The organism is Frigoribacterium sp. CFBP 13712, assembly GCF_014842255.1.
Classification (GTDB): domain Bacteria; phylum Actinomycetota; class Actinomycetes; order Actinomycetales; family Microbacteriaceae; genus Frigoribacterium.
The window spans coordinates 112,202-124,866 of sequence record NZ_JACYVH010000005.1 but is presented as its reverse complement, the minus strand read 5'-3'; the positions used below and the strand labels follow the sequence as shown (position 1 = coordinate 124,866).

General features: G+C 72.8%; 12 protein-coding genes. 1 reads left to right on the top strand and 11 read right to left on the bottom strand.

Going from position 1 to position 12,665, the window contains the following annotated elements; genetic code table 11:
- Positions 1-105 precede the first annotated feature (105 nt).
- The 7 genes from fliG to IFT51_RS10230 all read right to left on the bottom strand — a co-directional run bounded on the left by fliG (position 106) and on the right by IFT51_RS10230 (position 7,373).
- Complete coding sequence (fliG, locus tag IFT51_RS10260; protein ID WP_320479775.1) at positions 106-1,155, bottom strand: flagellar motor switch protein FliG; 1,050 nt, start codon at positions 1,153-1,155, stop codon at positions 106-108.
- Complete coding sequence (gene fliF / locus IFT51_RS10255) at positions 1,152-2,825, bottom strand: flagellar basal-body MS-ring/collar protein FliF (RefSeq protein ID WP_192061000.1); 1,674 nt, start codon at positions 2,823-2,825, stop codon at positions 1,152-1,154. The genes fliG and fliF overlap by 4 nt, the downstream gene beginning before the upstream one ends.
- Positions 2,825-3,193, bottom strand: a complete 369-nt coding sequence (fliE, locus tag IFT51_RS10250; protein ID WP_192060999.1) for a flagellar hook-basal body complex protein FliE — start codon at positions 3,191-3,193, stop codon at positions 2,825-2,827. The genes fliF and fliE overlap by 1 nt, the downstream gene beginning before the upstream one ends.
- Positions 3,193-3,588 (bottom strand): flagellar basal body rod protein FlgC, encoded by a 396-nt coding sequence (locus IFT51_RS10245; RefSeq protein ID WP_192060998.1) that lies wholly within the window; start codon positions 3,586-3,588, stop codon positions 3,193-3,195. Before IFT51_RS10245 ends, fliE begins: the two co-directional genes overlap by 1 nt.
- Positions 3,588-3,932, bottom strand: coding sequence for a flagellar basal body protein (locus IFT51_RS10240; protein ID WP_192060997.1), 345 nt, complete (start codon positions 3,930-3,932; stop codon positions 3,588-3,590). The genes IFT51_RS10245 and IFT51_RS10240 overlap by 1 nt, the downstream gene beginning before the upstream one ends.
- Before the next feature lie 727 nt (positions 3,933-4,659).
- Positions 4,660-5,442 (bottom strand): response regulator, encoded by a 783-nt coding sequence (locus IFT51_RS15155; RefSeq protein WP_371740756.1) that lies wholly within the window; start codon positions 5,440-5,442, stop codon positions 4,660-4,662.
- The gene (locus IFT51_RS10230) at positions 5,439-7,373 is read right to left on the bottom strand and encodes an ATP-binding protein (protein WP_371740755.1); all 1,935 of its coding nucleotides are present in this window, start codon (positions 7,371-7,373) and stop codon (positions 5,439-5,441) included. The genes IFT51_RS15155 and IFT51_RS10230 overlap by 4 nt, the downstream gene beginning before the upstream one ends.
- A gap of 315 nt (positions 7,374-7,688) precedes the next feature.
- Here IFT51_RS10230 and IFT51_RS10225 point away from each other — a divergent pair, with 315 nt between their 5' ends.
- Positions 7,689-9,251, top strand: a complete 1,563-nt coding sequence (locus IFT51_RS10225; RefSeq protein ID WP_192060995.1) for a CitMHS family transporter — start codon at positions 7,689-7,691, stop codon at positions 9,249-9,251.
- A 122-nt stretch (positions 9,252-9,373) separates the two neighbouring features.
- Here IFT51_RS10225 and IFT51_RS10220 read toward each other — a convergent pair whose 3' ends face one another.
- From IFT51_RS10220 to IFT51_RS10205, 4 genes are all read right to left on the bottom strand, one after another.
- The gene (locus tag IFT51_RS10220) at positions 9,374-9,736 is read right to left on the bottom strand and encodes a hypothetical protein (protein ID WP_192060994.1); all 363 of its coding nucleotides are present in this window, start codon (positions 9,734-9,736) and stop codon (positions 9,374-9,376) included.
- 22 nt (positions 9,737-9,758) lie between these two features.
- Positions 9,759-10,232, bottom strand: a complete 474-nt coding sequence (fliS, locus tag IFT51_RS10215; protein WP_192060993.1) for a flagellar export chaperone FliS — start codon at positions 10,230-10,232, stop codon at positions 9,759-9,761.
- Entirely contained in the window at positions 10,232-11,620 is a 1,389-nt protein-coding gene (gene fliD, locus IFT51_RS10210; RefSeq protein WP_192060992.1) for a flagellar filament capping protein FliD, read from the bottom strand. Before fliD ends, fliS begins: the two co-directional genes overlap by 1 nt.
- A gap of 187 nt (positions 11,621-11,807) precedes the next feature.
- A complete protein-coding gene (locus tag IFT51_RS10205) occupies positions 11,808-12,632 on the bottom strand; it encodes a flagellin (RefSeq protein ID WP_192060991.1) in 825 nt (274 codons plus the stop codon).
- Positions 12,633-12,665: the final 33 nt, after the last annotated feature.

Below are 12,665 nucleotides of genomic sequence, written 5' to 3'. Positions count from 1 at the left end.
CGTGGCCGGGGTGAGGTGAGCGATCCGTGCTCAGCTGCGACTCTCGACCGGGGGCGGGCCGGCGTTAGGAGCTGCCCCGAAGGGGGGCCGCGGTGGGTGGCCGGGCTACTCGACCAGGGCGTCGTCGTCAGCGCGGTGCACGGTGATCGAGCCGAGCGCCTCGAGTTCGCGGATGGCGCGGACGACCTCGGCCCGCGCCTCCTCGACCTGCGACCGGCGCACCGGTCCGAGCGAGGCCAGCTCGTCGTCGAGCAGCTCGGCGTTGCGGGCCGACACGTTGCCGCGGATGACCTCGGTCACGGCCGACGGCGCGCCCTTCATCGCCAGGGCGAGCACGGCCGCGTCGATGCCGCGCAGCACCTGCTGGATGTCGCGCGTCTCGAGTCGGACGATGTCCTCGAAGGTGAGCATCCGCGACCTGACCTCCTCGGCCAGCTCGGGGTCGCGGGCGTCGAGACCGTCGAGCAGCGCCCGCTCGGTCGCGCTGTCGCTGCGGTTGATGATCTCGACGAGGGGCTGGATGCCGCCGACGACCTCGATCTGGTCGCGCGGAGCCACGACGGCCCCGGCCCGGATCTTGAGCGTCGCCGCGACGATCCCGACGGCCTCGGGCGTGGCGGTGCCCATGGTGGCGATCGCCTGGGCGACGTCGGCTCGGACGTCGAGGTCGAGCCCGGCGAGCACGGCGGACGCCTGGGGCGGACGCACATGCGCGAGCACGAGGGCGATGGTCTGCGGCAGTTCGCCGTCGAGCAGAGCGACGACCTGACCGGGGTCGGCCTCGTCGAGGAACTCGAACGTCTTGCGGGCCATGTTCGACGCGAGCCGCTCCATGACGCCGGCCGCGCGCTCCGACCCGAACGATGCCTCGAGCAGACCGATCGCGACGTCGTGTCCGCCGCGCGGCTGGTGCTGACCCGACACGCTCAGCTCGTGGAACTCGGCCACGGTCGACTCGGCGACGGCGGCGTCGACCCGGCGCATCCGCACGATCTCCGTCGTGATCTCCGCCGCCTCGTCCTCGCTGAACTGCTGCATGACGGTCGCGGCGCGGCTCTGCTCCATCTGCATCAGGATGACGGCGACCTTCTGCGGCCCCGTCAGGGCGGTCGGCGCCTGCGGGGTGGCGGCGAAGGGCACGACGAGGTCGGTCACAGTCCGCTCCGCTGGTCCATCAGGCCGCGCAGCAGCTCGGCCGTCTTGGCCGGGTCGCGTTCGGCGAGCGCGTCCACCTCGGCGCGGCGGCGCTCGGCCGACAGCACCTCTGGCGACGGCTCGGGGGCGTCGACCGTGGGCAGCATCTGCGTCGCCGTGTCGTCTGCGCCGAGCATGGAGCGTCCGGAGGCGGCGTCCAGGTCGAGACGCATGGTCGCATCCCAGGTCTGGGCTGCGTTCGCGGACGCGAGCTCGCCGAGGTCGACGTCCTCCCGGGCCTGACGGCGGCTCCGACGGGCGAAGACGATGAGCGCGACGATGGCCGCGAGCGCGACGAACCCGACGATGCTCGCGGTGCGGATCGTCGACCACATCGCCTCCGTCGCGGCGGCGGCGTCGGCGGCGGCGAGCGCCTCCTGCGCGGCGGCGGCGGCCGAGGTGTCGAAGTCGACCATGGCCACGTCGACGGTGTCGCCGCGGGCGCCGTCGATCCCGGCCGCGCTGTCGACCAGGTCGCGGATGCTCTGCATGTTGACGCCCTGCGCGGCCGTCGCGTTCAGCGCGACGGACACCGTCTGGCGGGCCACCGTGCCCGACGGCACGCTCATCGTCTCGGTGACCTTGTCGACCGCGTTGTTCTTCGTCGCCGACTCGTTGACGTACCCGTCGCCCGCGGCGCCGTCGGCCGTCGCGGCCTCGCCGTCGCCGCCCGCGGGCACGGCGATGTTGTCGGGGCCGAGCACCCCGGTGGTGCCGGTGCCGGCGCCGTCCGGGCCGTACTGCTCGGTGGTGCTCGACTCGTTCAGCGCGAGGGGTCCGCTCTCGGGCTCGGTGAACGACTCGGTGACGCGCGTGCCCGAGTTCTGGTCCAGCTGAGCGGCGACCACGACCGACGAGTTGCCGACGCCGACGACCTTGTCGAGCATGGTCTGCACGGCCGTCTGCACCTTCGTCTCGTACTCGCCGGCCTCGCCCGCGCCTCCTCCCGTCGCCCCGGTGCCGACCTCGGAGAGCACCGTGCCTGTCGAGTCGGTGACGGCCACGCCGGTCGGGGTCATGCCCTCGACGGAGGCGCTGGTCAGGTTGACGATCGCCTGCACCTGCTTCGTGGTGAGCGAGACCCCCGCCTGCGTCTCGACGAACACCGACGCCGTGGGGTCGCGCTGCTCGGCGACGAACACGGTCTCCTCGGGGATGGCGAGCTGCACGGTCGCGTTCTTCACGCCCTCCATCGCCTTGATGGTGTTGGCGAGCTCGCCCTCGATGGCGCGCTTGTAGGTGACGTCCTGCTGGAACTCCGACGATGTCACGCCCATCGTGTCGAGCAGCGTGTAGCCGCCGGTGCCGGCGGTCGAGGGCAGTCCGGCGGCCGCGGCGGTGAGGCGCTCCTGGTAGACGTGCTCCTCGGGCACGAGGATCGTGTTGCCGCCGGCGGTCAGCTCGTACGGCACCCCGTCGGCCTGCAGCTGCTCGACGATGGCGCTCGCGTCGGCCGGGTCGACGCCGCTGAACAGCGGCGTGTAGGTCGGCTTCGACAGCCACGCGGACAGCGCGACGACGCCGAGCACGAGGGCGGCGAGCAGGATGACCGCGATGGTCTTCTGCGCGATCGAGAAGCCCGCGAGGGTCGCGCGCATCCGGTCGAGCGAGTTCTTGACGGCGGTGGGCATCAGGCCTGCATCCTCATGATCTCGTTGAAGGCGTCGACGCCCTTGTTGCGGACGGCGCTGACGAGCTCGAGGGTGACCTGGGCGCGGGTCGCCGCGATGGTCGCATCGTGGATGTCGGTCAGATCGCCGGTCACGGCCTTCACGGCGAGGGTCTTGGCCTCACCCTGCATCTGCTGGAGGCCCTCGACGGCACCGGCCATCGACGCGCCGAAGGTCGCCCCGGAGGCGCTGGTCGCGCCTCCTCGTCCGGTCGCGTCGAGAGCGCCCGCGGCACCCGACGCGCCACCGGCCCCCTGCAGCAGCGAGGCGGCGTCGGCGTAGCCGGACGGTTGGACGGCTCCGAGAGCCTGGATCGCCGAGAGGGGCATCAGCCACGTCCGATCTGGAGTGCGGCCTCGTAGGCCGTCTTGGCACGGTCGACGACAGCGGCGTTGGCCTGGTAGCCGCGCTGCGCCATGATGAGGTCGCCCATCTGGGCGCCGAGGTCGATGTCGGGCATGCGCACGTAGCCCTCGGCGTCGGCGAGCGGGTGGTCGGGCGAGTACGTGACGCGCCCGGCCTCGCTGCCATAGCGGTCGGCTCTGACGAAGACGCCCGAGGTGCCGTCGCCCTCCTGCACCTCGATGTAGCGGGCCTGGAACGCGGTGTCGTCCATCGACTTGACCGTGTTCGCGTTGGCGATGTTGTCCGAGACGGCGTCGAGCCACTTGCGGTGCACGGTCAGGCCGGTGCTCGCGATGCCGATCGCGTCGAAGGCGGTCATCAGCTCGTCCTGAACGCGGCGCGCACGGCCGTCAGCTCGGAGTTCATCGCCTGCGTCGCGAACTGGTACCGCAGCACGGTGTCGACGTTCGACAGCGTCTCGGTGTCGAGGTTCACGTTGCTGCCGTCGGTGCGCGTCGGCTCGAGCGAGCGGGCCGTGGTCGCCTGGACCGCCCCGCCGCCCTCCGCGACCGACCGGCCCAGCGCCTCCTCGAACTGCACGCGCTTGGCCTGGTAGCCGGGCGTGTTCACGTTGGCGATGTTGTTCGCGATCGACTTCTGGCGCAGCGACAGACCGTCGAGGGCGCTCTGCAGCGCCGCTTGCGTCACGGATTCGAGTGGCATGGCCGTCCCGGGGAGGTTCGAGGTGCCCTGTGCGTGCTGCTGCTGCGTGCGTGCTGCGTGCTGCGTGCTGCTGCTGCTGCTGCGTGCTGTGTGCTGCGTGCTGCGTGCTGCTGCGTGTTGCGTGCTGCGTGCTGCGTGCTGCGTGCGTGCTGCTGCGTGCGTCGGGCGGGGGCCGATCCGTGGCCGGGTGGGCGAGCGATCCGTGCTCACGTCGCTCTATCGACGTCCGGAGCTGCGCCGTAAGCCCCCACCCCGTACTGGGGGGGGGTGCGTCGAAGTGACGCGAACGGGCCCCTTCGGGGGCGCGACCACCCCCTTTGCGTCACCTCGACGAGCGGGGGGGCGAGCCGGGGAGGCGCGGCGCACCTCAGACGCGCAGCAGCAGCATCGAAGTGACGCAAGCGGGCCCCTCCGAGCTCGCGGCCACCCCCTTTGCGTCACTTCGACGAGCCGGGGGAGGGGGGAGGCGAGCCGGGGAGGCGCGGCGAGCGTCAGACGCGGAGCAGCACCATCGAAGTGACGCAAGCGGGCCCCTCCGAGGCCGCGACCACCCCCTTTGCGTCACCTCGACGAGCGGGGGGGGGGACGGAGGCGAGCCGAGGAGGCGCGGCGCACGTCAGACGCGCAGCAGCAGCATCGAGGTGACGCGAACGGGCCCCTCCGAGGCCGCGACCACCCCGTTTGCGTCACCTCGACGAGCCGGCGAGCGGAGGAGGCGCGGCGCGCGTCAGGCGCGGGAGTAGCGGTGCTCGGGGCGGCCGGTCGCTCCGTAGCTCAGCCTCATCGTGACGAGGCCGTCGGCGGCGAGCGCGGCGAGGTACCGCTGCGCGGTCGCCCTCGACACACCGACCCGAGCAGCGACGTCGGCGGCGGAGAGCTCTCCGTCCGCGCCCCCACCGGCGCCCGCACCCGCACCGGAACCCGCACCGGCACCGGCACCGGCGCCCGCAGCACCCCCACCAGCACCCGCACCCCCACCCCCACCGGCACCCGCACCCGCACCCGGCACCGCGAACTGCTCGAGCACCGACTGCTCCGTCGCCGAGCGCGACGGCGACGCCGCCTTCGCCGCGTCGCCCGAGTGCAGGATGCGGAGTGCGCGCTCGAGGGCCTCCTGGTCGACGCTCCCGCGGTCGTCGAGCACGTTGCGATAGCGCTGATAGGCCCGCAGCCGGTCGGCGAGCACGCCCGAACCGAACGGCTTGATCAGGTAGCCGACGACCCCGCGCCGCAGCGCGCGCCGCACCGTCTCCCCGTCGGAGGCCGCGCTGAGCACGAACGCGTCGACGTCGACCTCGCGCAGCAGGTCGAGGCCGCTCCCGTCGGGCAGGTGCACGTCGAGCAGCAGCAGGTCGACCGGGGTCTCGGCGAGCACGCGGCGCATCTCGGCGACCGTTCCGACGGGTGCCAGCGCGCGGAACCCCGGCACCTCGTCGACCTGCCGCCGGTGCAGCTCGGCCACGTAGAAGTCGTCGTCGACGACGAGCACGGTCAGGTCGGGGGTGGTCACGGGTCGATCCTCTCAGGAGGCGCGGGCGGCTGGACGGCGTCGGCCAGACGCGCGCAGAACACGGCACCGTGGCCGTCTCCGCCGGGCGAGCCGAGCCAGACGTCGCCGCCGCGCCGCCGGGCGATGTCGCGCGAGAGCGGCAGACCGAAGCCGAGCCCGTGCACGCGCGAGGGGTCGTCCGGGTCGACCGCACCGTCGGGCGGGAGCGCCGCTGCCCCGCCACCGGCCTCGGCGCCGCTCGCACCGCCCGCCGCCCGCTCGAACAGCGCGTCCGCGTCGGCGACGCCGCGGCCCGAGTCCATCACCGACAGGTGCAGGTCGGTGCCGTCGTCGAGCACCTCGACCTCGATCCACGCGGGGCTGACGTCGCCGGCGACCGCGGCGCGCACGGCGTTGTCGACCAGGTTGCCGAGCACCGTGGTGACGTCGCCGGCCTCGACGACCGTGCCCGACACGAGCGTCTCGGGGCCGAGCTTCAGCAGCACCCCGCGCTCGGCGGCCTCGACCCCCTTCGCCCCCAAGAACGCCTGCAGGTACGGCTCGGTCAGCCGATCCGCGTGGGCGACCGGGTAGCGCAGCGGACCGTGGTCGAGCACGTCGGCGAGGTAGCCGCGCGCCTGCTCGGTGCGACCGAGCTCGAGCAGCCCGGACACGGCGTGCAGCCGGTTGGCGAACTCGTGCCGCTGGGCGCGCAGAGCGGTGGTCATCGCGCCCACCGCGTCGAGGCGGCGGGTCAGCGCCTCGACGTCGGTCCGGTCGCGCAGCACCGCCACGCGTCCGAGGTCGACGCCGTCGTGCGAGACCGCGCGCACGTCGACGAGCAGCACGTGAGGCCCGACGACCAGCGTGGTGTCGGCGGGGCCGGGGCCGGTCTGCGGGGCCCGGCCCGCGCCTCCTCGGCCATCCGGCGACGTGCCGACCAGCATCTCGACGAGCACGCCCGGCAGCTCGAGCGAGTCGACCCGTCGGCCCACCACCGGGTCGGGCGGCAGGCCGAGGAGGCGCGGTGCCAGATCGTTGCAGACCGTCACCACCCCGTCGCGCGAGACCGCGAGCACTCCCTCGGCGACACCGCCGAGCACGGCCTGCTGGTTCTGCACGAGGGCGGCGAGCTCCTCGGGCTGGAGCCCCAGGGTCAGCCGGTCGAGGCGCCGACGGATGAGCACGGAGGCGACGACGCCGATCGCCAGCGCGAGCAGGGCGACGCCGATCACGGGCAGGCTGTCGCGCGCGAGCGTCTCGTAGACGCGCGCGGGGGCATAGCCGACGCTGACCTCGCCCACCACGTCGGCGGCGTCGGCGACGCGCGCGGACCCGGCGTCGCCTGACCCGGTCGGAGCGCCGGCCCCGCCCGGGACGTCGGCCGATCCGCCTGCCGAGCCCGCGCCTCCTGCACCGGATCGCGGGTCGTCCGCGGTGGGCGCGACGATCGGCACCTTGGCGCGGGCCGACTCGCCGAGGGTGCCGCGCTCCCACGAGACGACCTCCTCCCCGCGGAGCGCCGCGTCGGGGCTCGTGCTGACCCGCTCGCCGATGCGCGTCGGGTCGGGGTGCGCCAGACGGACGCCGCGGTCGTCGGTGATGACGACGAAGAGCGCTCCGGTGCGCAGCTGGGCCGCGACCGCCGTGCGCTGCAGGTCGCCCGCGGCGAGGGCGCCCTCGTCGATCGGCGTGCCGTCGACGCTGAGGGCCGCGACCTCGGCCCGCACATCGGTGTCGGAGGCGACGCTCTGCGCCACGGCGAGCGCCGTCGACTCGGCCTCGCGGGCCAGACGCTGCACGGCGATCGCGGCGAACACGGCGCTGGTGAGGACGACGATGGCGGTGACGACGGCGAGCTGCAGCAGCAGCACCTCGGTGGCGAACCGGCGGGGGCGGAGGCGGAGGCGGGCGCCGGGCCGCGAGCGCGGGCGTGAGCTGTCGTCGGTCACGTCGGCCAGGGTACCGGGCGCGGTCGGGGCGACCCGCGCCTCCTGCGATCCCTGCCCACGCCGCTCGCGTTGCGGCCCGCGGGTTCGGCGGGTTCCCGTCATCGGCGGCGGGTCAGCGCTGACCCGCCCCCGATGACACGAACCCGCCCCACCCCCGCGACGCACTCCCGCGCGCGTGAGCAGAACGCGCAGAACACGACCAACGCGCGATAGTCGGCGAATGCGCAGAAGCGCGACGCGACCGAGGAGGCGCGGCTAGCGTGCCCGGACACGCTCGGCTCCTCCACGGTGCCGCTCACGGACGAAGGAGTTCGGATGCTCGTCGTACTCGGTTACCTCATGGTGCTGACCTTCATGGCGCTGATCATGACCAAGAAGCTGTCGCCGATGCTGGCCCTGATCATGGTGCCGACCATCTTCGGGCTCTTCGCCGGCGCGGGTCTCGGCATCGGCGACATGGTCATCGAGGCGATCGGCGATCTGGCCCCGACGGCCGCACTGCTGATGTTCGCGATCATGTACTTCGGTCTGATGATCGACGTCGGGCTGTTCGATCCGCTGGTGCGGCTCATCCTGCGGGTGACCGGCAACGACCCCGCGAAGGTCGTGCTCGGCACGGCGCTGCTCGCCGGGGCGGTCTCGCTCGACGGCGACGGCTCGACCACGTTCATCGTGACGACCGCGGCCATGCTGCCCATCTATCTCAAGCTCGGCATGAGCCCCGTGGTGCTGACCTGCGTCGCCGGTCTCGCCAACGGGACTCTGAACATCGTGCCGTGGGGCGGCCCGACCGTCCGTGCGGCGGCGGCCCTCGGCGTGCAGCCGAGCGACATCTTCGTGCCCCTCGTGCCGTCGCTGATCGCCGGCCTCGTGCTGGTCTTCGTCTTCGCATGGCTGATGGGGCTGCGCGAGCGCCGCCGCCTCGGCACACTCGAGATCGGCGACTCGCGCCTCGGGGCCGCGGCGGCTGCGATGTCGCCGCTCTCGCAGGAGCTCGCGACCGCCTCGCGCGGCGGCGGCACCGGCATCCCCGGGGTCGGCGTCTCGATGTTCACCAGCCCGACGGTCGCCCTCGGAGTGCGGGGCGGACGGGCCGACGGCAGCCGCGCCGACGCACCCGGCGAGCGCGCGGTCGACAACCCCGCCGGCGCTGGCGCGGGCGCCGGCGCGGGCGCGGCGGCCTACGGCGGCAACGAGAACGGCACCCCCGGCGGAGCGACCCTGGCCGACACGATGCTCGACCCCGACCGCCCGACGCTCCGCCCGAAGATGATCTGGTTCAACCTCGTGCTGACCGTCGCCGTGATGGTGCTGCTCGTGGCCGACCTGTTCCCGCTCGCCTACGTGTTCATGGTCGGCACGGCGATCGCGCTGCTGGCGAACTTCCCCCGGGTGAAGGAGCAGTCGGCCGAGATCGTGGCGCACGCGCCGAGCATCGTCGGAGTCGTCTCGATGGTCTTCGCCGCCGGCGTGCTGATCGGCGTGCTGAACGGCACCGGCATGGTCGACGCGATGGCGCAGTGGCTGGTCGACGTGATCCCCACCTCGATGGGCCCGTACCTCGCGGTGATCACCGGAGTGCTGAGCCTGCCGCTCACCTTCTTCATGAGCAACGACGCCTTCTACTTCGGCATCCTGCCCGTGCTGGCGCAGAGCGGCGCGGCGTTCGGCATCGACCCGGTCGAGATGGCGCGGGCGTCGGTGGTCGGTCAGCCGGTGCACCTGCAGAGCCCGCTGGTGCCAGCGATCCTGCTGCTCGTCAGCCTCGCGAACGTGAACCTCGGCGACCACCACAAGAAGGTGCTGTGGCGTGCGGCGATCGTGTCGCTCGTGATGCTGGCCGTGGCGATCGTGGTCGGCGTCATCCCCTGGGGCTGACCCGCGCCTCCTGCCCCGCGCACGCCGCCACCGACTCCGCACCCCGCCACCGGATCGCGTGGCGGCGTGTCGAGAACGTGGCGGCATGGACGCCGGCCCCTCGCACGCCGTGCGGCGAGGCGTCAGCCGAGGGCGTCGAGGTACACGGGCCGACCGGGCTCGTGCGAGGCCTCGACCCGGCGGACGGCGCCGAGCTGCTGCTGCACCGCGGAACGCGCCTCCAAGAGACGGGCCACGAGCACCGACTGGCGAGAGAGCACCGAGGAGGCGCGGTCCGACAGAGCGGCCGGCATCGGCCCCAGCCCCGTGGGCGGCGCCCAGGGCAGCGGGGGCGCGTGCGGGCTCGACGCGGCTCCGGCCGGCTCGACCCCGCTCCGCTGCTCGACCCCGCTCGACGGCCCCGGCCCCGACAGCGTCCGCTCGGCGTCGTCCAGCCAGCGCTCGAGGTCGTCGAGCACGGCCGACCACCGCGGGTGATCTCCCATCCCGCCAGCCGGCACAGCCCCCTCAGCCGACACCCGAACCCGACATCCCGGCGCCCGACGCGCGCCCCTCGGCCTGCAGCGACGCGGCGGCCTCGTGCCACGTCTGGCGCAGCGGTTCGAGCAGCGCGATCACCTCGCGGGTCACGGCGACGTCGCGGTGGATGTTCGCGTTGACCAGGGCGGTCGACGAGTACGTGTAGAGGGCGAGCAGGCCCTCGCCGCCATCCCACACGTCGATCCTGAGCGACGACGACAGCTCGGCGACGATCGCCTGGGCGTGCAGCAGCTGCTCCGAGGCCGCGGCCCAGTCGGCGGCCGTCTGGGCGACCTCGGCCCGAGAGAGGTCGAGCAGCAGGCGGTCGTAGAGCATGGTGACGAGCTGAACGGGCGTCGCCGACTGCACGGCCTCGGCCGTGTATCGGGCGCGCTGCTTCTGCACGACGGCGGTCGGGGCGGACGAGGCGGCGGCGAAGGCCGCGAACGAGGTGGCGTCCATCAGCTGCTGCTCGCCGACAGGCCCGCGAGCTGGCTGGTGATGTAGCTCTGCTGGGCGGTGAGGGCGCTGAGGGCGACCTCGAGGGCGGAGTAGGTCTTCTGCAGGTTCTCGCGTCGCGCGGCGAGGCGGTCGTCCCAGATGCCGACGCGGTCGTTCAGGTCGCGGACGACCGACTGCTGACCGGTGATGACCTTCGTGAGCGATCCGTCGAACTTGTCCGAGACGGCGGTCGACGTCGACGCGACGCGCTCGGCGATGGCGCTCATCGTCGCCTGCACCCTCTCGGGGTCGGCGGCGAGGGCGGCGGCGAACTTCTCGGCGTCGACCGCGAACTGCCCGGTCTTCGCGTCGATCGAGATGCCGATCGCGCTGGGCGACTGTCCGTCGACGGGGCTGAGGACGGCATCGGTCAGGCGCTGCGTGATGCCCCGCGTGGTCGAGTCGCCGCCGAAGACGCCGGCGGTGACCGTCGTGACGCCCGCCGCGCTGGTCGAGGTCGACGCGGCGCTCTTGCCGGCGATGATCGTCAGGGCGGCGTTGACCCCGGCGACGAGGTCGGTGGCGACCTTCGTGGCGGCGGTCGCGTCACGGGCGATCGAGAGGTGCACGGGCTCGGTGGTCACGGCCGACACCGTCACCGAGACGCCGGGGATCACATCCGCGAACGTGTTGCTGCTGCTGGTGACGACCTGCTCGGCCGCCGTCCCCGCCCACAGCGTGATCGAGGCGTCGCGCGCCTGCGAGATCACGGCCGCGCCGGGTTCGGTCATCAGGTCGGTCGCCGTGCCCGCCGCGACGTCGGCGGCGCTGCCGCGGTGCACCTCGAAGCCGCCCTCGGCCCCGGTCTTCTCGCTCGAGAGCTGCAGTCGGTACTGCACGGCGCCCGAGGCGTCCGTGCCCGAGGCGACCTTCACGGCCGAGACGCCGGCGGCCGACGCGTTGACGGCCTTGACGACGTCGTCGAGCGACGAGGAGGCGGCGGTCACCTCGGTCACCGCTCCCGACGCCGAGACGAAGGTGAGGGTCGCGGGCGAGTCGGGCCAGGCCGTCATGGCCGCGGTCACCGCGGTCTTGGACGACGCGACGGCGCCGACGACGAGGTCGACCGAGCCCGAGACGGCGCCGGCGGAGGTCTTCGCGGTCACAGCGGTCGAGCTGCTGGTCGGCGTGAAGAGCGAGAGCGAGCCGGTCTTGGCGGTCGCGGCGGCGAGCGTCGCCAGCTCGGCGATCTTCGTGTTGAGCCCCTGCAGGGCCGCGACGAGCGTCTGCCCGGTGGTGGCCTTGTTCTTGAGGATCGTCTGGGGCACGGCCTCGGACTGCATCAACGAGTTGATGAGCGCCGTCGTGTCCAGCCCGCTGACGAGGCCGTCGATGCCGAACGAGGCCATGCGGTGCTCCTGTCGAGGGGTGGTGGGCGTGCGGATCAAGGGGACTGCAGGAGGCGCGGTGACCGTGTCGAGACCGGGTGGCAGGAGGTCGCAGGATCAGCTGCGACCCCTCGCCACCCGGTCTCCGAGCGAGGCGGGTCGAGACGTCAGCCCCGTGCTGGGAGCACGGAGCCGGGCCCCGGTCCGACTAGCGGAGCAGCGACAGGACGCTCTGCGTGCTCTGGTTCGCCTGGGCCAGCATCGCGGTGCCGGCCTGGCTGAGCACGTTCGAGCGCGTGTACTTGACCATCTCCTCGGCCATGTCGACGTCGCGGATGCGCGACTGAGCCGCCGTGAGGTTCTCCTTCGCGACGTTGGTCGACGCGATGGAGTGCTCGAAGCGGTTCTGCACGGCACCGAGCTCGGAACGCGCCGACGACACGGCGGTGATCTGCGTGTCGAGCTCGGCGATCGAGGCGAGGGCGTTGGCGGCCGAGTCGAAGGTCAGACCCGCGACGGTCGTGGCGACGGCCGTGATGTCGGTCAGGCTGACCGAGATCTGGTCGTTCTCCGCGACCGAACCGGCGCCGACCTGGAACGTCAGGCTGCCGGCGCTGTTGAGCAGGTCGATGCCGTTGAAGTTGGTCGAGTTGCCGATGCGGGTCAGTTCCTCGCCGAGGGCCGTGACCTCGGTCTGGATGGCCGTGCGGGCGTCCGCGTTGTTCGAGTCGTTACCGGCCTGAACAGCGAGGTCGCGGACGCGCTGGAGGATCGAGTGGACCTCCGTCAGTCCGCCTTCCGCGGTCTGCACGACCGAGATGCCGTCCTGGGCGTTGCGTGCGGCCACCGTGAGTCCGCCGACCTGCGAGCGCAGGCCCTCGGAGATCGCGAGACCCGCCGCGTCGTCAGCGGCACGGTTGATGCGAAGACCGCTGGAGAGCTTCTCGAGGCTCTTCGACAGGTCGTTCTGCGTGCTGTTGAGGTTGCGGTAGGTGTTGTTGGCCGCGAGGTTGGTGTTGATCTGCATACCCATGGTGTTCTCCTCCGTGACTGGGTGTTGTTCGTC